This window comes from Arthrobacter sp. H-02-3 (assembly GCF_003097355.1).
Classification (GTDB): domain Bacteria; phylum Actinomycetota; class Actinomycetes; order Actinomycetales; family Micrococcaceae; genus Arthrobacter; species Arthrobacter humicola.
Map to the genome: position 1 here is coordinate 474,718 of NZ_PYUI01000001.1, position 21,427 is coordinate 496,144.

A 21,427-nucleotide genomic window follows, 5' to 3' on the forward strand; every position below is an offset into this window, starting at 1 on the left:
CAGATGCGCCCATACCCGCCTAGTTCACCATATTTTGCAGAATCGCGCGCATCCGGCCGGAAATGACGGCCCCGCGGAGGCGGGTTCCGGCCGCAAAAGAGCAGGGCGCCCGGTGGTCCTGGAGGCCGCGCCGGGCGGAGGCTCAGGCGCTGCCGGCCTCGGGTTTCGCGGCGGCCGGGCCGCGGTCGTCCGGAATCATCGACCACATGGTGGCCATGCGTTCGGCGCCGTCGGGCACATGGTCCGGATCCTCGAGTTCATAATCGCGCAGGAGGTCGAAGACGCGCCGCGTCAACTCGGACCGCTGCTCCGGCGTCAGGTACAGCAGGTTACTCGCCAGCACCACCGACGACGGGCCGTCGCCGGTCTCGCCGCGCTCGCGCCGTTCGTTGCGGGTCTTGGCGTACGCAAGCACCCGGCGGCGGTAGGCTTCGAGCTCGAGATCAAGGACGGCGAGCTCAGGGCTGGCCACTCCGCCGAGCGAGTGAATAGTGAAATCGGTGCCGGCAGCCTTCCAGCGCCGCTCCCGGGCGTCCCCTGCCGTAGCTGCGGGGACCACAATGCCCCACTTCTGCAGCGCCCGCAGGTGGTAGCTCATGGCGCTGGGGGTCAGGCCGGTCTGCGCCGCGAGTTCGGTGGCCGTCCGGCTCACCTGGGTGGAATACAGTTCGGAAATAACCTCCAGCCGGGCGGCGTGAGCGAGGGCCCGGATCGCCTTCGGGTCGGTGATTTCCACTTGCTTTTCCGGACGATGCCGGCGCTTGGCGGCCGGCGGAGCCGTGGACTCCGCCGTCGGGGTTTCTGCATTCACCCCTCCAGTGTATCCAGCCACTCCAAAATATGAAAGAAATGCTTGACATCTATTGCCGGCCGGGACTAGCTTCCTATTTATGAAACAGATATTTCATAAATCGTCCGCCCCCTCAGCGGCGGTGCAGCCCCTGTGGCGCAACCGCGATTTCCTGATCGCCAGCACCGCCAGGTTCGTTGCGACAGCGGGGATGGGCGCCGTCGTCGTGAGCGTCATGCTGCACCTGCAGAACGCGGCCGCTGCCGGGGGAACCCCTGTCGCCGGGCCCTGGCTCGTGGCTGCCTACCTCTTTTGCTCAGCGCTGCCGCTGGTCCTGCTGGCCCCTTGGGCCGGCCGGCTCGCCGACACCAGGGACTCCCGCACGCTGGCGACGGCGGCCTCTGCTGTCAGTGCCGCCGCCGTCGCCGGCATGGGCCTGAGCATGCAGTATGTGGAGAACTACCTGCCCGTGCTTTTTGCCATGACGTTCCTGCTCGACGCGGCCCAGGCCGTGGCCGGCCCCACCTGGCAGGCCCTGCTGCCCCGGCTCGTCGGCGAGGACCGCACCCCGCGGGCGATGGGGACCATGCAGGCGACCGTCATGATTGCCGGCATGGCCGGCCCGGCCGCGGGCGGCATGCTCAGCGGCTGGGGCGGCGCCGGGCTCGTGTTCGCCGTGGCCAGCGGCTGCTATGTCGCCATGGGGCTGGGCGCCCTGCTAATCAGAACCCGCCGCGGCACGGCGGCCGAACGGGCCGGCCAGGCGAAGCCCGCACTGCTCGACGGGCTGCGCCTGATCCGCCGGGACAGCTTGGTCTGGGCCCTGGTCCTGGGGGCGATGTTCTTTATCGTCGTGGGCGAGGCCACGAATGTTCTTGAAGTGTTCCTGGCCCGCGGCGAACTTGGCGCCACCGAGACGCAGTATGGCCTCCTGGCCGCGGCGTTCGGCCTCGGCATGGCGGGCGGGGCCGCGATGGCCGGCAGGATCACCACGCCGGCGTTACGGCTGCGCGTGCTGCTGGCCTCCATGGCCCTGGTCTCGGCGTTCCTGGGCATCACGGGGATGGTCCCCACCGTGGAGATGCTCTTTGTGGCCTACACGGGGACGGGAATGGCCTGCGGCGTCCTGAATGCCTGCTTCGGGGCGATCGCGATCCTCCGGATACCCGAACGCGGCCGGGGCCAGGCCATGGCGATCGTCGGCGGGATGACACGCGCCGTCTCGATCGCCGCCCTGGCCCTGGGCGGGCTGCTGGGCGCACTGGTGCCGGTGCGTGTCAGCTTCCTGCTCACCGGGGCCATCGCGGTGCTGGTCACTCTTGCCCTCACCGCGTACGTCCTGCCGAGGTTCGGCCGGGAGGACGCACGCGGTATCGAGGCGGCGCCTGCCGTCACGGCCGCCGGGGCTGGAACGGCAGGCATGAGGGCGCCAGACACGGTTGCGGCGGCGCCTGCCGTCTCAGGCCGGCAGCAGGAAGCCGTCGCGAACCAGGTTACCGACTTCGGTCAGGAGGCCGGCGCGGAACTGCGCGCCGTCGAACCCCTCATAGCCGCCCAGCAGGGCCTCGAGGGCGCCGATGATCTGCCCGACAGAGAGGTCGCCGTCGCACGCTGAAACAAAGCCGGCCAGCTCGGTGCCCAGCAGGTTGGTGCGGCGCAGCCCGGCACCCTGCCGCAGCAGGATGACGCCGGGGTGTTCCGCCCCCGGGCGCTGGTGCCGCTCCTCGGTGACGTCCTCCGCGACCAGCAGGTGAGCGGCGGCCAGATCGTGGGCGGCCAGCCAGTCGGCACGCTCGACCGCCGCGCCCAGGTGCGGCCCCACGGGCTGTTCGATGGGGTACGTGATCTCCTCGAAGCGGGAAATCACCCGCCCGGCGCCGTCAGCCGGCCGGCGCAGCCAGATCATGCCGAAACCGATTCCCGCCACATTGCGCGAGGCAAAGTCGTCAAGGTACGCCGCATACGAGTCCTGGTAGAGCTGGCGGTCCCGGTTTTCGGAGGCGTCCTGCAGCCAGGTCTCGGCATACTGCTCCGGCCCCACCTGCTCCCGCTGGATGAACCAGACGTCGGCGGCCGGGTCGGCCCAGCTTTGGGGCCGTTCGGACCAGGCCGCCCCCGCCTCGATTTCCCAATTGCCCAGGAGCTGGGCCGTTCCACCCGGCGCGAGAACGGAGGGCAGGGCCCGGACCAGCGAAGAAACGATCTCGTCCCCCGGCAGGCCGCCGTCGCGATAGGTGAACTGGTCCACGGGGGTCTCGCCCAGGCTGCGCGGCGTAATGACGAACGGCGGGTTGGACACCACCAGCTCGAACTCCTCCCCCGCGACGGGTTCCAGCAGGGACCCGAGCCTCAGGCTCACGCGGGCCTCAGGATCCGCCGGGTCCAGGTGCAGCTCGGCGGCGTTGAGCAAGAGATTGAACCGGGTGAACGCGAGGGCGCGTTCGGAAATGTCCGTGGCGGTCACGTGCTCCGCGTGGTGGAGCAGATGGAACGTCTGGATGCCGCAGCCCGTGCCGAGGTCGAGGGCCCTGGCCACATGCCGGCGGGCCGTGACCTGGACCAGGGTGGTGGAGGCCTGCCCGATCCCCAGGACGTGGTCGTGACGGAGGACGCCTGCGCGCTGGTGGGCCGCGAGGTCGCTGGCCACCCAGAGGTCCGCCCCGCCGCTCGCCACGCCATCGTCCCCGACAGTGGGGTCCCAGCCGTACGGCCTCAGATCCACCTTCGCCCGGATCAGGTCCTCGTCGGACCGCTCCACGAGCCCGAGTTCCGTCAGCCCCTCCGTGCGGATGCCGGGCAGCGCGGCGTCGAGGGTCTCCGCACGCTGCGGCTCGGCCAGGAGACAGAGACGCACGACGGCGGCGAGCGCCGCCGTCGACGGCTCACCGGAGGCGCGCCCGGTGACGATCAGTGCGGGGATGAGCTGGTCCCGGCTGAGGGCAGAGTGCGCAGCCTCACCCAACAGCCCGGCGACGCCATCCACGGTGTAGCCAACGGCCCGCAGGTCCCCGGCCAGGGCCTCGAGGAGGCCGGGGAGGTCGCTCCGCGGCGCCTCCGGAGTGTTGCCGGCCGTGAACGGCGATGAACGAACCGCCATGGCGGGAGTTGGCGTGGCCGGACGCGGTGCTGCGGGAGCCTGCGGGGCGGGGTTTTGAGCTGAGGACGTCACCGCACAAGTTTAGTCCCGGGGACTGGGCGGGGCCGGCGAGAGCCGGGTCTCCGCATAAAGCCGCAGGGCATCCCGGACGAAGGCCGCGCCCTCGGCACCGCCGTAGTTCGCGGCGAACCGGGGATCCGCCACGTACATCTCGCCGAGTCCCGTCACGTACCCCTTGATGTCCGGCACGGCAACTGCGGTGCCGCCTGCTGCCCTAGCGCCGGCTCCCTTGCCACCGCCTCCTCCCTTGTTACCGCCGGCTCCCTTGCCACCGCCTGCGGCGGGCGGCGCCGCCGGGGTGCCGGGAATGCCCCTGAGCCATTCGACGTGGCGCCGGGCCAGGTCTTGGGCCTGAACGCTGTCCGCCGTGACGCCCGACTCTGCCGCGGCCCTCCAGTCGGCACCAAGCTGCCGGGACTGTTCCTGCCAGGCAGCCTTCTCCTCGGCCTGCATGCCGCGCCACCAAGCATCTGAGGTCGCATAGGCGTCCTGGCCCCACCGCTGCTGGACTTCGTCCCGGTACCGGGTGTGGTCGAAGCCGTCGAACATTTCCTCTGCCATGATCTTTCCTCCCGCTTGCAGTGCCTCAATGGTGTGCCGGACCGAAGCGATCTGCCGCCCCAGCCGGTCCTGTTCCTGCTGCAGCCACTCCAGATGCCGCCCCAGGGCGTACTCCGCGTCCGCCTGGCCGGCGAGTACGTCCGCGATCGCCGGCAGCCCGAGCCCCAGGTCACGCAGTAGTAGGATCCGCTGCAGACGGACCAGCGAGTCGGGGCCGTAGTACCGGTAGCCGTTGTTGCCGGTACGGCTGGGCTTGAGCAGGCCGATGTCGTCATAGTGACGCAGAGTCCGTCCGCTGGTGCCCGCCAATTTCGCGATTTGTTGGACGGACCAGTCCATATCTCCTCCTTTGCGTAGGGCCGGCTGCCCCGTCGGAAGTAGCTTGCCGACGGCGCCGGTCAGCTCGGTTCGCCGTCCCCCGGAGCACCGTCTCCCGGTGCCGCGCTTGTCGCCTGCCGGGCCGTCCCCACGACTCTAAACTTTGACGTTACGTCAACGTCAAGAGCCCGCGGGAGGCGCCGCTGGACGGCCGGCGCGGCCGGGGGTGAAGCCGCAAGGCGGTAAGTTGGAGGCATGGTTTTTCCCTCCTCTCACGCGCCGGCGACCCTGCTGGTAAGGCGGACGCTTACGGGCGCGGCCGCAGCCGCCGTCGTGCTGGCCGCAACGGCATGTACCCCGCCCGGTTCAATTCAGGGCGTCGATGTCCCGGCCTGGAAGGCGACCGCTCTGCCCTCGGCCCCCGGGACTGTGCTGGAGGACGCCGGCAAAATCCTGAACCGCGATCCGATCGTCCGGACCGCGTCCGGTGTGCCCGCCGGCACCTACACCCTGACCATGACCTGCGACGGCGGCGGTAAGGCGTTCTTCGCCGTCAGCCTGGCCGGCCGGCCGCTGACCGAGGCAGGAGCTGCCTGCAACGGCAGCCGCGAAACCGCCCGCATCACGGTGCCCGCCGCGGGCGAGGTGAAGCTCAGCACGTCCAGCGTGGACGCCCCAATCATCTACGCCTATCACCTGGCCGCGTCCGAGTAGGGTCCGCCCGCAACCCGGTCACGGCGGCCGGCTCGGCACCTTCCGGGAAAACCGCCCGCCGCGGACCTTCGACCTCTGGTGTTTGCATCGGGGCGACCTTAATCTCAGGGTATGCCAACTGTGCCGGCCCGCAGGCTGCCGCGACGGCGCACCCCGGCCGCCGCCGCGGTGCTGTCAATTGCGGTGTTCCTCGGGGCGGTCTTGTCCGGCTGCGAGTACGAATACAGCGCCGACCATTGGGACGATGGCTCGCCCACTGTTTCCACCGCGCCGACCACCGACGCCGCCCTGCCGCAGGATCCCCATCGCAACGAGCCGGTGTCCGGTGAAGAGCTGGAGCAGTGGGTCGACGACGCGCTTCCCGACGCCGCGGGGCAGGTTTTTCACACCAGCTACGGCTCCGTGGCGGCCGGCGCGGTGCACACAGAGACGACAACGCAACTGCCTGCCGGTACCTATTCCCTGACGCTGGCGTGCCGCAGCACGGCCCGGGTGTCTTTCACCGTCCGCAATGGGGAAGAGTCGCTGGTAGACCTGAGCCTGCGTTGCGGAACTTCACGAGTGAACGTCGTCTCGCTGCCCGTGGACGCGGTGCTCTCCGTCCAGGTGACCGGGCGGGCCGCAGCAAACTTCGCCTACCGCGTGAGCCGGATCTGAGACAACCCTCGCACTGGGGGCCGCGCCTCTTGCGTAGGCAACGCCTCTTGCGTAAGCAACGCCCAACGGGCGGGGCCGCGCGTGCAGGGGGCCTCGGGGCGCCAGGACCGGCTGGGATAGTCCAGCCTCAGCCGATCAGGCGGCGCAGCCCTCGGGGCATCGCAGGGTTTCAGGGCTCGCTGCGCACCTGGCACAGTAAAGCGTGAGGGTCCGGCAGCTCGGATTGGAGCAGTTCTCGAACTTGCTCGTGGGCGCCGAGCAGCGGACGCACTGGCCGATGGTCTTGGCGTCCTCGCTGAACTCCAGGTGCATGCGCTTGTCGAACACGTACAGGGATCCCTCCCACAGGCCGTGGTCCTTGAAGATCTCTCCGTACCGGACAATGCCGCCGTCGAGCTGGTAGACCTCCTTGAACCCGCGGTTCACCATGAGGCTCGACAGCACCTCGCAGCGAATGCCGCCCGTGCAGTAGGTGACAACCGGCTTGTCCTTGAGGGCATCGTATTTGCCCGAGTCGAGTTCTTTGATGAAGTCGTGGGTGGTAGCGACGTCGGGGACCACCGCATCCTTGAACTTTCCGATCTGGGCCTCGAAGCCGTTGCGTCCGTCGAAGAACACGACATCGTCGCCCTGTTCCTTCTTGGCTTCAATGAGTTCGTGGAGTTCCTCGGGTTTGAGGTGCGTCCCGCCGCCCACCACGCCGTCGGCGTCGACTTTCAGCTCGCCCGGGGCGCCGAAGGAGACGATTTCATCCCGCACCTTGACGCTGAGGCGCGGGAAGTCTGCCGCCCCGCCGTCGGACCACTTCACGTCGATCCCGTGGAATCCCTTGTACTCCCGCGTGGTCTTGACGTATTGCTTCACGGCGTTCAGCTCCCCGCCGACCGTGGCGTTGATGCCGTCCTTGGAGATGATGATGCGGCCGGTGAGGCCGAGTTTTTCGCATAGCGCGCGCTGCCACAGCCGGACGGCGTCCGGGTCAGCGAGGGGGGTAAATCCGTAAAAGAGCACAATCCTGTTCAAAGCCACACTTTTAAGGGTACTGGCTGGGACGGGAGGCCGGGAGACAGTCACAATTCCATAAGCGAGCACACTTCCCGGACCCGGCCCCTGTTGCTTGTGGCACGGCTGGAATACGCTCATCACATGAGTCTTGACGCCATGGTTGAAGACACCACTCATCTGCTGGAAATCTGGGTTGCCGGATGGGCAGGTTGTCGCGGATATGAGACGCGCAGGGAGGGACGGTTCCCTGCGGCCTTGCGCGCGGACACCACCGGTCAATGGGAATATTTTGCCTTCGACCCGTCCGATTCGGAGTTTGCGGAGCTGGCGGCGAGGACGGCTGAAGTGCCGGCCCGAGTCCTCACGATCCTCACCAATGACGTGGCCCGGTACACGTTCCTCGGCCAGGAAAACGGCCTCCATGTCACCTCGGCTTCCCAGACCATGATGATCGTGGACATGGAGACTCAGGACTCGGAGGACCCCTGGCTTTCCGACGACGACCTCAAGCTGGAGACGTCCCGGACGGACGGCGTGCACCACGCTGTGGTCCACGCAGGCGAAGAGACCGCCGCGAGCGGGCGCGTATTTGTGGTGGGACACACCGCCATCTTCGACAAGATCGTGACGGCGCCTGCGTACCAGCGGCGGGGACTGGGCAGCTTCATCATGAAGGCCCTGGCGGCCCAGGCCTTCGAACACGACGTCGACTCCGGGCTGCTGCTCGCCTCGCTGGACGGCCAAAAGCTCTATTCGCACCTCGGCTGGCGCATGGTCTGCCACGTTCTGATGCTGTCGACCTCGGACGAAGGCGCTGACCTCTCCGTCGGCTGAGGCTCTGCGCGTGCCGGGCGCTGCGGGACCCGGGCTGCCTTCTCCGGCGATTTGAGGCCGGATGAAAGAATGTGTGAGTGAACCCGCATGAGTCCCTGATTCCGCTGCTGGGCCGAGGTCCGGACCCGGAACAGCTGCGTCATGTGCGAACGATCCCCGCCCGCCAGGCCGTCAATGCGCCGTGGCCGGGCTGGGCCCACCCGGATCTCGTGACAGCCTACGGTTCCCTTGGCATCCACGAGCCCTACCGCCACCAGGTGCAGGCCGCCGAGTTGGCCCACGCCGGAGAACACGTGGTCATTGCCACCGGCACGGCGTCCGGCAAGTCCCTGGCGTACCAGCTACCAGCCTTGGACGCGATCCACCGTTCCGAACTCAGGGTCCTGGCCGATCCCGGAAAGATCCACGACGACGGCGCCGTGACCCTCTATCTGTCCCCCACCAAGGCCCTCGCAGCGGACCAGCTGGCCGCGATCCGCGCGCTGAAACTCCCCACCGTCCGGGCCGAAACCTACGACGGCGACACCGATCCCGCGTCCCGGCGCTGGATCCGGGACCATGCGAACTTCATCCTCGCCAATCCTGACATGCTGCACTTCGGCATCCTCCCGAACCATGCCTGGTGGGCCCGGTTCTTCCGGCGCCTCCGCTATGTGATCGTGGACGAGGCCCACAGCTATCGCGGAGTGTTCGGCTCCCATGTCGCCAACCTCATGCGCCGGCTGCGCCGGATCTGTGCCTACTACAGCCCGGGCGGCTCCCACCCGGGCCCCGTGTTCATCGCGGCGTCGGCCACGGCGTCAGAGCCCGGAACGTCCTTCGGCAGGCTCATCGGCGCACCGGTCCGTGCCGTTTCCGAAGACAGCTCGCCCCACGGATCCACGACCGTAGCTTTCTGGGAGCCTGCCCTGACCGAAGTGCGGGGCGAGAACGGCGCCAAGGAGCGGCGTACCGCCGTCGCCGAGACCGCCGATCTGCTGGCCAATCTCGTGTCCTCCCGGACCCGGACCATTGCCTTCATCAAATCCAGGCGCGGAGCCGAGACGATTTCCTCCATTGCCAAACGCCTGCTCGATGAAGTGGACCCCAGCCTGCCGCAGCGTGTGGCCGCCTACCGCTCGGGCTACCTGCCGGAGGAGCGGCGGGCGCTGGAAAAGTCGTTGCGCTCGGGTGAGCTGCTGGGCGTCTCGAGCACGTCTGCGCTGGAGCTGGGCATCGACATTTCCGGTCTCGACGCCGTCCTGGTGGCCGGATGGCCAGGCACCCGCGCGTCGTTGTTCCAGCAGATCGGCCGGGCGGGCAGGGCCGGGCAGGACGCGATCGCGGCCTTCGTAGCCAGCGACGACCCGCTGGATACCTATCTGGTGAACCACCCCGAGGCGATTTTCGACGTCTCGGTGGAAGCCACGGTCTTCGATCCCTCCAATCCCTATGTGCTGGGCCCGCATCTCTGCGCCGCCGCCGCGGAACTTCCGCTGGGGTTCGCCGAACTTGACCTTTTCGGGGCCACCTCGGAGAAGCTGCTGGAGCGCCTGGTGGCGCAGGGCTACCTGCGCAAACGGCCGGCCGGCTGGTTTTGGACCCACCCGCAGAGTGCTGCGGCCATGGTGAACCTGCGCGCCGACGGCGGGGGTCCGGTGAGCATCGTGGATGCCGACACCGGGTCCCTGCTCGGCACCATGGATTCGCCCCAGACCCACTACCAGGCCCACACCGGCGCCGTCTACGTCCACCAGGGCGACAGCTACGTCGTGGAGGACCTCAATGAGGGCGATCACTGCGTGATGGTGCGCCGGGCGAACCCCGACTACTACACCACCGCCCGCGACGTGACCCAGATCGAGATCCTCGAAACCGAACGCACCACCCGGTGGGGCGACGTGGCCGTACATTTCGGCGAGGTCAAGGTGACGACCCAGGTGGTCTCGTTCCAGCGCAAGGCACTGATTTCAAATGAAATCCTCGGGGAAGAACCACTGGAACTGGGGGCCAGAGACCTGTTTACCAAGGCGGTCTGGTTCGTTGTGGACAACCGCTCGCTGACCGGCGCGGGACTGATCGAGGCGCAGTTCCCCGGAGCCCTGCATGCCGCCGAGCACGCAGCCATCGGTCTCCTGCCGCTCGTGGCCTCCAGCGACCGCTGGGACATCGGCGGGGTGTCCACCGCCATCCACGCCGACACCGGGGTGCCTACCATCTTCGTCTACGACGGCCATCCCGGCGGGGCTGGCTTCGCCGAACGCGGATACGACAAGGCCCGGGTGTGGCTGACCGCCACGCGGGACGCCATCAAGGCCTGCGAATGCGAGTCCGGTTGCCCATCTTGTGTCCAGTCACCCAAGTGCGGCAACAAGAACAACCCTCTCGACAAGGACGCCGCCGTCACCTTGATTGACGTGCTGCTGAAAGACGCCAGCGAGCTGATGAACGCCGACAGCACTGGGACGGGGGCGGCTGGCACGGCTGCTGCTGGCACGGCCGTTGCGGGCGCCGGCGCGGCGGGTGCGGCCACGGCCGCTGCCGGTACGGCGGCCGGTACAGCGGTCGGTACGGAAAAAGATCCCGCCCAACCGCTCCGCGCCGGATAGCACGTTTTGGCGCGGCCCTAGCAGGGCCGCCATAGCGCGTTTGGCGCGGCCCTAGCAGGGCGTGCCAGCGGGTGAATCCCGGTTGTTTCGAAGCGCCGCGCGTCCTGCCGCGGGCAAAGCAGCCCTCACGGTGAGGGTCCGTTCCGGGGCGCCGGGGGTGGACCGGCCCTGGCCAGACCTCTGGCAGCGCCGAGGAACGGCCCGATGTTGATCTCGGTGCTGACCTGGACTGACGTGTCCGCGCCCTTCGAGCAGGCGAGCACAATGGCATTGTTCTTCCGTGCGACCTCCCGGGCGACGGCGCACGGCTCACCGGATGTGATTCCTCGGGCGGCGTCCGCTGCCGCCAGGGCTGCGAGGTCGGCAGCCGCCGCAGCCCTGGCCGCAGCGACGGCTGACTGAGCCAGAAGCAGCAACAAGACTGCCGCCATGATCACGACCAGCCCGAGTCCCAAGGCCAGGACCGTCCCTGATCCCCGCTCCCGCGGCCGGCAGCGGTACACGTCATGGCCTGGGGACGGAGTCCGGTGCCATGGCCCGCTGGCCCCGGCACTAACCGGCGACGTCATGTGCCCGTCCCGAGCGGGAAGCCCCATCCACCCGGGACAGGTTGTGCCGCGCCGGGGGTTTCCGGACGCGCCCAGGCACTGGCGCTCAGGGTCCACGGAATGAGGGAACCGACAGCCCCGGGGACACGGCCGGACACCGTGACCCTGAGCCATTCGCCGTCGAGGGCCACGGTCGACGCTGCGGTTTCGCCGGCAAGCTGGCGGACAATCCCTCCGACTTCGACGGCTGCGGCTCCTCTGGCCAGCGCACGGGCACCACCCCGGGCCGCTTCCTCGACGCGAAGTTGCATCACCCCGGCTGCCGAACCCGCGAGCAGCATGGCGAGCAGAAAGACGACCGACGGCAGCGCCACGGCGAACTCCGCTGTGACCGCCCCGAGGCAGTCCGGGGTTCGCGGCGACCCCCGCCGCCCACTCCCACCCGCGCGCCAGACCCACGTCATGGCAGCGTAAGCGCCGTGCGGATGAGGTTCAGGAGGAACCCCCGGACCTCATCACTGCGCATGATGAACACGAGAACTCCGGCAAACCCCACGGCGGCGAGTGTTGCGATGGCGTATTCGGCTGTTGTTTTTGCTTAAACAGTGTCTGAATACTTGACGCTCCACCGGGAAGTGAGTAGTAATTGCTTTTGCACGCGATTTGCTCGATTCCTGTCAAGCGTGTATGAATCTGCCAAAGTTGCCATCCAAATTTTCTTTGTGAAGTCATTGCAAATTTTCGCGTCTGAAAGTAACGTCGCGTCATGCACAGAATCCACTTTCACTTAGATGGCGCTGATGCCGCGCATCTGCAGGGAGATCTGAGAATACCTGAGGGCACGCCTCTAATCATCGATGACGATTTGTTGTTCCAAGACTCCGATAAGAATCGTCCTTCTTGGATAGTCAATGCATGGATAATAAATCGTTCCCACGAACCGAGGATATCCACTCGAACACTCAACATCTACCTAGGCGCCCTACTTGCCTGGCTAGTCTTCCTGCGCCGCAACGGCTTCGAACTCCTGGGAGATCGGGCCTCCCTTCAAGCAGCCCTAGGTCTATACGCCGACTTTCAACTGTCAGGTAAATGCAAAAGACGCTGGGCCAATTCCACATGGGACCTCAACATTACGTGCATATCAGAGTTTTATAAGTGGGCAATCTCAGAAAACTACGCGAAAGCGACACCTTTCACCTACGCAGAGATTACGGTGTGGCGAGATGAAATACCCGTTGTGGTTTTACAAAACAACGCTAAACTGCCCATTCCCAAAGGTCACAGCACTATCAAATATCTCGGAGAAGAGTATCAACGAATATTGCTCAACACACTGGAGGGCCTTTCCCCTGACGGGAGCCAACCCGCAAAGACCAAAGCAAGGAACTTGGCGCGGAACAGCCTTCTAACAAGGCTTCTGATTACGACCGGACTACGAAGTCAGGAACTGAATTTTCTAACCTCGTACGAGCTGCCTCATCTACCCCAAGAAAGGACGGATATGCCAATCGAATTTTTTATACCTGGAACCATAACGAAGCGGGGAAGGCCACGTACTACTTGGATCGACTTCGACACACTGATGCAGGCGAAAGAGTATCTCCAATGGGAGAGAAGAATCGCGGCCAGCCGATCCACATGGACTCCAAAGGCAAAAACGGGTGGGCCGTTGCACGTGGAGGGTGCTGACACTTTGGGCGCAATAATCGACGGCGAACGCCGAAGCTGGTCAGAGGTGACATTGGAGGAGCGAGCCCGGCTGGTAGCGCCCGAAGGCGGCTCTTGCCTCCTGGCTCTCCAGAGCAACGGCGCTCCGTTTCGAGCGCTCGGCACAGTCCTCCGGCGAACAGCGGCGCAAATCGCGCTCGAATTCGATGAAAAGTTTCCACATGTGCGTCCGCACATGCTTCGTCACACTTTCGCCATGAACACTCTGGAGCGTCTCGTGCGTGGGTACTACGAAGCTGTCGCGAGAGTCTCATCGCGAACAAATCGGAACGCCGCATTGGCGCTCTACATGACGCGCCAGGACCCACTAATGGTTCTTCGGGATCTGCTGGGACACAGCTCTGTCACAACCACTCAGTTGTATCTCGATCGTCTAGATACACGCCGGATCTTTGCTGACGCATTTGAGTCCGCTGAGTTGGATATGCACAGCGGCTCCGAAGCCATCCGCGACGAAGTTGAATCAGAGTTCCTAGAGGAGGATGGCTAGTGCCGGCCGTCTACTACGATGACCCGGTCTCCGTCCACTTCCTCTTTCCCGATGGGACAGAATGGATCGGGCGCTTCGAGGGAACCCCGAACCCCGAGTTGGCCCAGGACTTGGCAAGGGGGCTGGCGTTGTTGGCTCATCCCCACGGCACAATTGCGAGTAAGTCTTCAGCCGAGAATCACGCGGTGAGCCTTCGGCGAATGGTGGAAGATACTTTCAAACTTGGTTTCCGTGGCCCCGCCAGAGACCTAACGCGGGAGATCGTCATACAGCATTGGCTATCCCGGCCGCACGCTCATGAGAGAAACACCCGGGCCCTACTCAGAGGGTTCGATTCCATAGCGGGCCAACTTGCGCCTGCGCTCCGTCTGCACCTGGGCGCAAGACAGATTCACACGCGGCCGTCCACCGTCCCTTACAAGGCCTACAGCCAGCCCGAATGGGAACGACTTATGGACGCTTGTGAAGTCATAATCAACCGTTCCTGGCTGGCCCATAAGAGGCTGCTGCATGTCGCGCAGCGGGAAGACGACATAGACGGCCCCAGTGGAGAATACCTGGAGTGGCTTGCCGCAGTACACCTTCTCCGAACGGGTCCTTCGACTGTCTTCGAGGTGCAGGAAGCACTGCGCCGGAAGGGGAGATCTGTGTCCGGTGCCACAATCGCGGCCGTGAGGCGGGCTCTCTTCAATGACATAGAGATCCAGCTGGCCTATCGGCTGCGGCTGGGGATGCTCACGGGCGTCGTCCCGGATGGCATCGACAGACTGAAAGTACGTGACATTTCGTGGGTTAGCCCTCACGTTGCCAATATCAAGTACGTCAAAGGTCGTACGGGACCCGAGGGACTCACCCTTTCAAAGAACGCATCGAGACTGCTGGAGCAGTGGTTGGCGCACAGCGAGCCTCTTCGACGCCACGCTTCACCATCGCGTACCGAAGATCTTTGGATCGTCTGCGGTTCAAAGGCCCACGAAGACCGCATTTCAGGTCCCGCGTCTTTCGCAAACCACAGCGGGAAGATCACCGAGAAGTATGAGATTTTGGACGATCAAGGGATGCCTCTTCGACTTAATAGAGGACGCATTAGGGCCACCTACCTTACTCTCATGGCCAACAGGCACTGGAATGGTCGATCGACCATCGACCCCAACCACAGCGCAGCAGTCGAAGGGCGCCATTATTTGGCAAGCATCGACGACACATACGAACTGATGCTGACGGAGATAGTCGAAGAGGCTCAAACGGACATGCTGCGAAAGGGTGTGCCCGTGAATGTCTTGACTGATGAGGAGTTAGCACATTCAGGCTATGACTTTGCTGACGGCCTCAATGCCCACATGCCGTCTGACTCCACCGTTGAGCAGTTGCTGTCTGGAGAACAGGACGTCTTCTTAGCGTCATGTGCGAATCAACTTGCGAGTCCGTTCGGCGTAAAAGGTAAGGCGTGCGCAGCCAGAGTCTGGGTGTGCTTGTTATGTCCGCTCGCCGTCTTCTTACCGAGACACGCTGGAAATCTTCTTGAGTTGAAGGCGTTTTTTGCCCGTCAGTCGCGTCAACTTCCGATTCGGGAGTTCATGAGCATCTATGGTCCCTACGCCATCCGTTTGGATCAGGAGATTCTCCCCCGGTTCAGTCCAAAGGTACTGGAACTGGCATCTCTCGGCGTCACGGATCAGGACTATGCGCTGCCCTTGCGACCGGAGGAGGCAACCCGATGACAAACGCTGCCCGGTTCGAGGCTCTTCATCCTCAAATCTCGCTGTTCGCTGGCGCTGATCTCTTTCAGTTGACAGGCCACGAGCACGAGCCAGGAGCAGTTCGACCATTATATGAAGACGACGTCTGGGACTGGAGGGGACTGAGCTTGGCCCCAAAAACCATGACGGATAGGGAAAAGATCTGGGATTTTAGGCGGATTTCCAACCCGTCGTGGCGGTCGATGGCCAAAGATCTTCTACTTGCACTAATGGTTCCAAAGCACCCTGACATTGTGTTGATAGCTACCGCCCACCGGAGAATTTACGATCCTCGAACCATTTTCACGCGATTCTGTGGCCTCGTTCGGTGGTTTAACTGGCTCAGCTCCATAGGAGTTGCGTCACTGCAGGCGGTAGATCAAGACGTTTGCGACCGGTACCTGAGGGTTGTCAGGGAAGGCCGCAACGGTCTGCGTCGCAAGAAACGCCGATTGGTGTCAGGCAGTCTAGCCCAGTGGGTCGAGGCGGTTAGACTCCCCTACTGCTATGGCGATCTGTTCCCGGGAGACGCCTACAAGAAGGAGTTCTCACCTTGGGGAGGTCGCCGGACGGCTGCAATCGTGGGGAAGCGAAATATCCGGATTAACAGCACGCCTCCCGTCCCCCAGGAAATACTCCAACCCTTGATTGGCAACTGCGCATACCTGATAGAGACGATCGCGCCATTAGTGCTGGACCTTCATCGCGAACGTTTGGCACACTTTCCCGTAAAACGTGGGGCCAGGAGCATCGCAGCTAGTACCAGCGCAAAGCAAGACTTCGAGGCAGTAGTGGCTCTGTACGTGAAAGCGCACACGCCGCTGCCGCAACTCTCCGAATCCCTCGTTAGCCGGCGACTAGCAGGGAAGTGGGAATCGTCCGACCCGCTTCTTGCAGTCAACATCGATGCGCTATTTCGTGAGGCCGATATCGGAAGCTTTCACTGGGCGCATCTTCCCCACATCAGGCACTCCTTAGAGGATGCGGTGGCAGACGTCGGGGTTGAGTACGCATGGGCCCGCGACGCAGTACTAGTGCAGAAGGCATCAAACGACGGATTGGTGCCGTGGACCCTTCCTTTGTCGGAGAACGATCTGCACCGTTTGAACCACTATGTCTGTGGAGCGAGCATGGTGCTGACTGCCGCAATCACCGGTATGCGGCCCAGCGAAATCGCGGAGCTGAGCACGAGGTCGCCGAGACCGGTTGTTCACCTCCCAGGAGGCGGAAAGCGCTTCATTTTGGGGAGCAAGATCATCAAACGCCGCCGTTTCGGTGGGGATCCCGACGAATGGGTCGTCCTCGAATCGGTCCACAAGGCAGTAGAAACCGCAGCTGAGCTGGCTTCCTTGGGAAAGGACCACATATTCGGGGCAGCCAACATCGGCTCATTCGTTGATAACTTCCGGTCGTGGCTTGCAGAACCCTTCGCGGTGAGACTCGGCCTCGCGCACATTCCTCCCGGTCCGGTAAACGGCCGCATGCTGAGACGTGCGTTATCAATCGAGATTGGCAATCGGCCATGGGGGCTCTTCGCAGCAAAGTACCATCTTAAACACGCCAGCGTCATTACGACGGAGGGCTATGTTGCCCGCCCTGGTGGGGCTCAGGCCCAGTTCAACAGGGAAGTGTTAGCCAGTGAGTCCGAGCACAGGCTGCACCTTGCAAGACAGGCTGTCGACGACTACCGGGCAGGAAAAGTGCCAGCCGGTCCCGGCGCACGACAGCTCATTGAGCAGCTCAAACTCGCAGACGAGGCGCTCCGGCTGGAAGAGGTCGCCAGTCCAAAGGTAGTCAAGAGTGACCGAGCCGCGGAGAACATTATTCGCGAAATAGCGGCGGCACTCCATGTGAATGTGGCCAACTACTGCTTCTTCCGCGATCCGAAGCAAGCCCTCTGTCTCCGTCTGGCAGGCAAGACAGACGCGAAAGCGCCATTGACGGCAATGTGCGATTCTGCTCGATGTGGACAGGCCAGCTTCGGGCCCGAGCACCTCCAGATCTGGACCAACTACACAGCTAACACTGAAGCTCTCGCCCACAGCGTGGCGACGGCGCCAGGGGAACGGATTCGACTCCGTCTCGAAGTCAAACGCGGCAAGGAAGTCATACGTCAGATCAAAGATTCAACGCGCGATCCCCAGAAGTGACCGCAAGGGAGACAAAATGCGCAACAGTGCTGCTGATCGGGCAAGGAACGTGACCAGAATCCGGGAAGCAATGGAGTTGCTCCTAGACCAGGATGGCATCTCGGCTGACGCTCTCAATGTGAAGGCGTTAGCAGATGCTGCCGGCATCACACGAAGCGCCCTGTACAGCGATCACTATTCGCCCCTGAAAGATGAGTTTCTTCGCCGGGCGCAGGCCCTCTCTGCAAAGGGGCCTCAACAAAACTACGATTCAGACAAACTCCTAAGGCGGATCAAGCGCCTAGAATCCAGACTGCGCCAGCAGACCACCGCTGCAGAAGAATTGAAACTTTTCCGCACCCAGGCCATTTCACGAATTGCAGCGCAGCACGAGGCCCTACTCCGCTGCAGGGGGCAAGACAATTACAAAGGAGCCGACGAGAGACGGTCCCACAAGGCGTCCATACGGCCCGAGTCAGTCACTTCGCATCCGGACCGGCCGACCTTCTGACACCGGTACTGCTCTTCACCCTTCCCTTGCGCTGAGGTTCGGTAGCGGTGGCATAAGGAGGTGGCGTGAACAAGTCACGCAGGTCGACTCTCAATACGTCCGCGATATCCCAGAGGCGCTCGTAGGCGATACTCCGGCGACCCCATTCAATGCCGATGATCATGTTTCGACTCATGCCGGCCTCAAGACCTAGGGCTTCCTGGCTGAGCTCTTGCGAAATCCGAATCTCGCGGATTCGGGATCCTACCTGCTTCCGGCGATCCCGCCATCGTTGGAGCTGAGCGTCTGTCGTCTGCGTCGGTCTAGTGGGCACACCCAATGCCACTTGAAGTGAGCATGTTTGTCTGCTCCACTAGTGATACATAAGCGTGGTTGAGAGGCGAAACACAATGAACCCGAAAGGCGATGCCATGGCCATCTCAATAGTTCTCGATCTGGCAGAAGCAGTATCGGTACATGACCTCTGGCAGTTTCTTTCCTTTGTTCCTCAATGGCACGACCACGACAAAGACGTCAGGGTGATGGACGCCAGGGGCCTTGCCGTCCGTTATCTGGAAGTCGAGATAAACGCTTCTCCAGATTCAGGCAGCAAAAGTCCCACGGGAGGCGGCGCTTCCTTGCCGTGACCGAAGCAGCATGAACTTAGCAGAATGGGGCGAGGAGCTGACTGAGTCGCTTACCGATGGTCCGGGGGCGCCTGCACTGTTAACTCTGGCACAGTGCCCCGACACGACTACCAGCGAAGAGGTCATGGAGATGGCTCGTCGTGCCGTCAACGCCGCCGGCTGGACCTTATACGAACTCACGGCAAGTCAAATCGGAGGTACACCTCTGCCACCGCAGGAAGCCGGTTTCCTCATCCTCTGTGATGTCGTCGCGCCGCTTCCGCCAGGCGTGCCGATACTGGTCGCGGCCTTTCAGCATCTCGTGCGTCGAGGTCGGCCAGTCGGACTGCTTCTGGTGGGTCCCGCGGATGGCATTGACTCGCTGCGCAGGCACCCGGCAATGGGATTTCTAAGCCGCGCCGAGTTCGTCGTTTACGACGGATGACTGCCAGCGGCGCCACATACCAATCCTGCTACATTTTCTGCATCCGCCGCCCACCTGACGGTAACGCGACCGTTCACACCTGGACAACAGACAGGCCGAGCCAGCATGGTGTCGCGGGCGGCCAATCCTTCGAAGCCGTCACGACGTCCGCCAGATCAAGCGAAGACATACCCGCCTCCCCAGAGAGGGCCTCCGGATCCTAGCGACCGCGCTAGCGGACGCCGGAGAGATTGTCTGCTTGCCCGCGGTGGCCGCACGACTTGAGCTGAGACCGTGGCAGGATGGGGTCCATCATGGACAGGCGGTTGCGGCGCGCTCCTGACGCCGAATGGGTGCTGATGTACCGGCTCGGGCTGAGCCGGCGACGCATCGCTGCCCTCGTGCGCGCCGAGCCCAACACTGTCGGATACCACCTGGTCATCGCCCGCCGCCGGGACCCCGGCCTCGAGGCCGAGCACCAGGCCGCCGCCGGCGCCGCACCCGTTCCTTACCCCTCCCCCATGGATCTCGCCCGCATGGAAGAGGTCATCGCATGGGTCACGGCCGAAGGCCGAGTCCCCGAGGACCGCTCCGGGCAACGGGGCGAAAGGTCGATGGCCAGGTGGCTCGCCGGCCGCCGGCGCGACGCAGCAAAAGGCACCCTCGCCCCGGCCCACCGTGACGGGCTGTCCCGGATCCCCGGGTGGCAGGAAAACTGCAGGGAATCCGAGGACGAAGCCCGCTGGCACCGTCGCCTTGCCCAGCTCGCGGCCTACCGCGAGGAGGGCAACGACTGGCCCCGCCACCACGACTATGACTCAGAGCGTGAACACTCCCTGGGTGTGTGGATCCACACCCAACGGTACAAACACCGCCGCGGCGAACTCGACCCAGTGAAGGCCAAGCTCCTGGACGACACCGTTCCCGGATGGCAGACCGGAAGAACGCGGGGCCGCCCTCCCCGTTAGGTAGCCCGAAGGTCGCGCCTCCCAGCGGCCCGCGGGCCAGGGACATCACGCCAGCTAGTAGAGTTACACCGGTTCTCCAGTCCCCCAGCTTGGAGAACCGGGAGCCTCCGCGCTTGAGTCCATGGATTCGCGCGGAGGCTTTCCTCATAGGTCGCAGCAAGACTCTTCCCCGGTTGTGCCCATTGGGGGCAGGCGGAGCCCACCATACAGGTCAGGCTGGGCGGTTTCTCACCCAGCTTTCTGGGCAGCGATGTCGCCAGTCACGCCCGCAACCCATAGGTGATGGCGATCTTCGGTCGCTGGGACAGGAGCACTTCCAGTTTGCTGGCTGGCCACATCTCGATTTCCGGTTGCTTCCCGGTGACGTTGTGTTTATCCACGATAAGGACAGCATCAGCGCTGAATCTACTACTTGTCGCGATGATGAGGTACCGGATCACTGGTGGTTCCCACGTGGACAAACTCGCTAGAGACGACTGAATATCGATGGGGCTGACTGCCTTCGAGGTGTAATGCTTTGCTTGCACAATCACGCGTTCTGTTCGGACGGTGCCGGAGGCGTCGGGGAACACTCGCTGAAGGGAGATGTCTCGCCCTCGATCCGGTGCATTGGTGTTCATTAGCCATTCGACATTTTGATACCCGTTTAGGTCCCTCAGGATGTCGAAAAGGAGCCGCTCAAAGCCCTCTGAGTTCAGCGCGGCCCAGTTCAAAGCCGTAGTGGCCTGACCTGTGAGTTGGGTGTTCCCTATCTCACCCAGGTCCACATCTGGAACAGGAACAGGATCCACCTCACCTATCTTCGCCGCCTCGATGTCCGATTGAACCGATGGCCAGTCATCGATGGCTATGTCATGCCAGTCGTTGACTTCACCGAAGTGGAGGTGGCGGCGAAGTTCAGCCCACCTTCCTTTGCGTTCCACAGTCTGGCCGAGTAGACGCTCGACTTCAGCCAGGCAACTCTCTATTTCACTCACTTGGGGTGTTTCGATGCGAACCCTTGGCGCGGGCGGTGTCGCTATCCATTCATCCAGGGATGGGATACCGGCAACAACTTCTGCTACAAGCTGTGTCACCTGGTCGCTTAGCTCAGTCAGACGTGAAGCGATCACCTTACGTCGGGCGCGATCGAGGAGGTGGCGGTACTTCGCCAGGTCCTCGTTCGGTTGCTCGGAAAGGTCCCAGGCGTGACGGGGAAGTTCTCCGATATCGGCGTAGTCCAGGAAGAGTTGCCCGATCTCATTTGTGTCGGGCAATCCTGCTGTAATTTTCCAGCCATCAATGGGAGGCAAACCAGCGAGGAGGTCGTCCCAGTTGCGGGCGAGAGTGGTGTACTCCGGAGTTGTTCCAAAGGCAGGGCCAGTTGGTACGTGAGGTTGTGCTCTTTGCCAAACTCTCTCGAGTTTCTCAAGATTGACGGCCACCTTATCGAAGGTCGCTAGAGCGTCTGCTAAGTCCATGGTTAGAGTCTAGGCACAGAGATCAAAGAATGAGTTTGCAGCGGCAAAACGACCGATATCTTGAGTCCCCTCTTAGTCGGTGCCTTGATGGCGCGACACATCTGATGTGGAGAGTGTCCTCGACGCACCTTGCACAAGGTCTGCCAAGCCCAAAGGAAGAGGCACGGAACCACTGGTTCCGTGCCTCTTCTTACACAC

The 21,427-nt window shown here is 63.6% G+C and carries 19 protein-coding genes and 2 pseudogenes; 12 read left to right on the top strand and 9 right to left on the bottom strand.

Annotation, left to right across the window (positions count from 1 at the left end; all coding sequences use genetic code 11):
• Positions 1 to 142: 142 nt before the first annotated feature.
• On the bottom strand, positions 143 to 811 hold the full coding sequence (locus tag C9424_RS02260) for an ArsR/SmtB family transcription factor (protein ID WP_116765295.1): 669 nt from the start codon (positions 809 to 811) through the stop codon (positions 143 to 145).
• Between the two features lie 190 nt (positions 812 to 1,001).
• On the opposite strand from C9424_RS02260, the pseudogene C9424_RS02265 reads away from it, so the two are divergent.
• A pseudogene (locus C9424_RS02265) lies at positions 1,002 to 2,171 on the top strand (MFS transporter); the annotation flags it as partial.
• Positions 2,172 to 2,249: 78 nt separating this feature from the next.
• On the opposite strand, the gene C9424_RS02270 reads toward C9424_RS02265, so the two are convergent.
• Both C9424_RS02270 and C9424_RS02275 read right to left on the bottom strand, forming a co-directional pair.
• Positions 2,250 to 3,887 carry a DUF7059 domain-containing protein gene (locus C9424_RS02270; RefSeq protein ID WP_237563254.1) on the bottom strand — a complete coding sequence of 546 codons (1,638 nt, stop codon included), beginning with the start codon at positions 3,885 to 3,887 and terminating at the stop codon, positions 2,250 to 2,252.
• Between the two features lie 81 nt (positions 3,888 to 3,968).
• On the bottom strand, positions 3,969 to 4,847 hold the full coding sequence (locus C9424_RS02275) for a MerR family transcriptional regulator (protein ID WP_116765297.1): 879 nt from the start codon (positions 4,845 to 4,847) through the stop codon (positions 3,969 to 3,971).
• A 234-nt stretch (positions 4,848 to 5,081) separates the two neighbouring features.
• Here C9424_RS02275 and C9424_RS02280 point away from each other — a divergent pair, with 234 nt between their 5' ends.
• Both C9424_RS02280 and C9424_RS02285 read left to right on the top strand, forming a co-directional pair.
• Positions 5,082 to 5,540, top strand: a complete 459-nt coding sequence (locus C9424_RS02280) for a hypothetical protein (RefSeq protein ID WP_116765298.1) — start codon at positions 5,082 to 5,084, stop codon at positions 5,538 to 5,540.
• Between the two features lie 111 nt (positions 5,541 to 5,651).
• Positions 5,652 to 6,197, top strand: coding sequence for a hypothetical protein (locus C9424_RS02285; RefSeq protein WP_116765299.1), 546 nt, complete (start codon positions 5,652 to 5,654; stop codon positions 6,195 to 6,197).
• Positions 6,198 to 6,332: 135 nt separating this feature from the next.
• On the opposite strand, the gene trhO is transcribed toward C9424_RS02285, so the two are convergent.
• On the bottom strand, positions 6,333 to 7,226 hold the full coding sequence (gene trhO, locus C9424_RS02290; protein WP_116765300.1) for an oxygen-dependent tRNA uridine(34) hydroxylase TrhO: 894 nt from the start codon (positions 7,224 to 7,226) through the stop codon (positions 6,333 to 6,335).
• A gap of 117 nt (positions 7,227 to 7,343) precedes the next feature.
• Here trhO and C9424_RS02295 point away from each other — a divergent pair, with 117 nt between their 5' ends.
• Together C9424_RS02295 and C9424_RS02300 are read left to right on the top strand one after the other, a co-directional pair.
• Complete coding sequence (locus C9424_RS02295) at positions 7,344 to 8,036, top strand: GNAT family N-acetyltransferase (RefSeq protein ID WP_116765301.1); 693 nt, start codon at positions 7,344 to 7,346, stop codon at positions 8,034 to 8,036.
• Positions 8,037 to 8,113: 77 nt separating this feature from the next.
• Positions 8,114 to 10,624, top strand: coding sequence for a DEAD/DEAH box helicase (locus C9424_RS02300; protein WP_237563245.1), 2,511 nt, complete (start codon positions 8,114 to 8,116; stop codon positions 10,622 to 10,624).
• A gap of 125 nt (positions 10,625 to 10,749) precedes the next feature.
• On the opposite strand, the gene C9424_RS02305 is transcribed toward C9424_RS02300, so the two are convergent.
• The 3 genes and pseudogenes from C9424_RS02305 to C9424_RS02315 all read right to left on the bottom strand — a co-directional run.
• Positions 10,750 to 11,079: an Rv3654c family TadE-like protein gene (locus C9424_RS02305; RefSeq protein WP_442862004.1), complete on the bottom strand. Its 330-nt coding sequence runs from the start codon at positions 11,077 to 11,079 to the stop codon at positions 10,750 to 10,752.
• A gap of 110 nt (positions 11,080 to 11,189) precedes the next feature.
• Positions 11,190 to 11,546, bottom strand: a complete 357-nt coding sequence (locus C9424_RS02310) for a TadE family type IV pilus minor pilin (protein ID WP_237563247.1) — start codon at positions 11,544 to 11,546, stop codon at positions 11,190 to 11,192.
• 86 nt (positions 11,547 to 11,632) lie between these two features.
• Positions 11,633 to 11,761, bottom strand: a pseudogene (locus C9424_RS02315) (DUF4244 domain-containing protein); the annotation flags it as partial.
• Positions 11,762 to 11,938: 177 nt separating this feature from the next.
• On the opposite strand from C9424_RS02315, the gene C9424_RS02320 reads away from it, so the two are divergent.
• From C9424_RS02320 to C9424_RS21595, 4 genes are read left to right on the top strand one after another with little or no spacing between them, the layout of a single operon-like run.
• Positions 11,939 to 13,393: a tyrosine-type recombinase/integrase gene (locus C9424_RS02320; RefSeq protein WP_116765304.1), complete on the top strand. Its 1,455-nt coding sequence runs from the start codon at positions 11,939 to 11,941 to the stop codon at positions 13,391 to 13,393.
• Positions 13,393 to 15,114, top strand: coding sequence for a hypothetical protein (locus C9424_RS02325; RefSeq protein WP_116765305.1), 1,722 nt, complete (start codon positions 13,393 to 13,395; stop codon positions 15,112 to 15,114). Before C9424_RS02320 ends, C9424_RS02325 begins: the two co-directional genes overlap by 1 nt.
• Positions 15,111 to 17,282, top strand: a complete 2,172-nt coding sequence (locus C9424_RS21260; protein ID WP_133247466.1) for a hypothetical protein — start codon at positions 15,111 to 15,113, stop codon at positions 17,280 to 17,282. Before C9424_RS02325 ends, C9424_RS21260 begins: the two co-directional genes overlap by 4 nt.
• 16 nt (positions 17,283 to 17,298) lie before the next feature.
• On the top strand, positions 17,299 to 17,772 hold the full coding sequence (locus C9424_RS21595; RefSeq protein WP_202615745.1) for a hypothetical protein: 474 nt from the start codon (positions 17,299 to 17,301) through the stop codon (positions 17,770 to 17,772).
• Here the strand turns inward: C9424_RS21595 and C9424_RS22190 are convergent.
• Positions 17,741 to 18,097 carry a helix-turn-helix domain-containing protein gene (locus tag C9424_RS22190; protein WP_202615733.1) on the bottom strand — a complete coding sequence of 119 codons (357 nt, stop codon included), beginning with the start codon at positions 18,095 to 18,097 and terminating at the stop codon, positions 17,741 to 17,743. The genes C9424_RS21595 and C9424_RS22190 overlap by 32 nt on opposite strands.
• Before the next feature lie 64 nt (positions 18,098 to 18,161).
• On the opposite strand from C9424_RS22190, the gene C9424_RS21265 reads away from it, so the two are divergent.
• From C9424_RS21265 to C9424_RS02350, 3 genes are all read left to right on the top strand, one after another.
• Entirely contained in the window at positions 18,162 to 18,398 is a 237-nt protein-coding gene (locus C9424_RS21265) for a hypothetical protein (RefSeq protein WP_133247467.1), read from the top strand.
• A gap of 10 nt (positions 18,399 to 18,408) precedes the next feature.
• Positions 18,409 to 18,822, top strand: coding sequence for a hypothetical protein (locus C9424_RS21270; RefSeq protein ID WP_133247468.1), 414 nt, complete (start codon positions 18,409 to 18,411; stop codon positions 18,820 to 18,822).
• A gap of 293 nt (positions 18,823 to 19,115) precedes the next feature.
• Positions 19,116 to 19,769, top strand: coding sequence for a helicase associated domain-containing protein (locus C9424_RS02350; protein WP_116765309.1), 654 nt, complete (start codon positions 19,116 to 19,118; stop codon positions 19,767 to 19,769).
• A gap of 260 nt (positions 19,770 to 20,029) precedes the next feature.
• Here the strand turns inward: C9424_RS02350 and C9424_RS02355 are convergent, their stop codons facing one another.
• Positions 20,030 to 21,229 (bottom strand): restriction endonuclease, encoded by a 1,200-nt coding sequence (locus C9424_RS02355; protein WP_116765310.1) that lies wholly within the window; start codon positions 21,227 to 21,229, stop codon positions 20,030 to 20,032.
• Positions 21,230 to 21,427 lie beyond the last annotated feature (198 nt).

Bases quoted from the DNA above. Each gene is read 5' to 3' on its own strand.
- C9424_RS02270 (WP_237563254.1), bottom strand. From the start codon at position 3,887: ATGGCGGTTCGTTCATCGCCGTTCACGGCCGGCAACACTCCGGAGGCG.
- C9424_RS02275 (WP_116765297.1), bottom strand. From the start codon at position 4,847: ATGGACTGGTCCGTCCAACAAATCGCGAAATTGGCGGGCACCAGCGGA.
- C9424_RS02280 (WP_116765298.1), top strand. From the start codon at position 5,082: ATGGTTTTTCCCTCCTCTCACGCGCCGGCGACCCTGCTGGTAAGGCGG.
- C9424_RS02285 (WP_116765299.1), top strand. From the start codon at position 5,652: ATGCCAACTGTGCCGGCCCGCAGGCTGCCGCGACGGCGCACCCCGGCC.
- C9424_RS02295 (WP_116765301.1), top strand. From the start codon at position 7,344: ATGAGTCTTGACGCCATGGTTGAAGACACCACTCATCTGCTGGAAATC.
- C9424_RS02320 (WP_116765304.1), top strand. From the start codon at position 11,939: ATGCACAGAATCCACTTTCACTTAGATGGCGCTGATGCCGCGCATCTG.
- C9424_RS21260 (WP_133247466.1), top strand. From the start codon at position 15,111: ATGACAAACGCTGCCCGGTTCGAGGCTCTTCATCCTCAAATCTCGCTG.
- C9424_RS21595 (WP_202615745.1), top strand. From the start codon at position 17,299: ATGCGCAACAGTGCTGCTGATCGGGCAAGGAACGTGACCAGAATCCGG.
- C9424_RS21265 (WP_133247467.1), top strand. From the start codon at position 18,162: ATGAACCCGAAAGGCGATGCCATGGCCATCTCAATAGTTCTCGATCTG.
- C9424_RS21270 (WP_133247468.1), top strand. From the start codon at position 18,409: ATGAACTTAGCAGAATGGGGCGAGGAGCTGACTGAGTCGCTTACCGAT.
- C9424_RS02350 (WP_116765309.1), top strand. From the start codon at position 19,116: ATGGACAGGCGGTTGCGGCGCGCTCCTGACGCCGAATGGGTGCTGATG.
- C9424_RS02355 (WP_116765310.1), bottom strand. From the start codon at position 21,229: ATGGACTTAGCAGACGCTCTAGCGACCTTCGATAAGGTGGCCGTCAAT.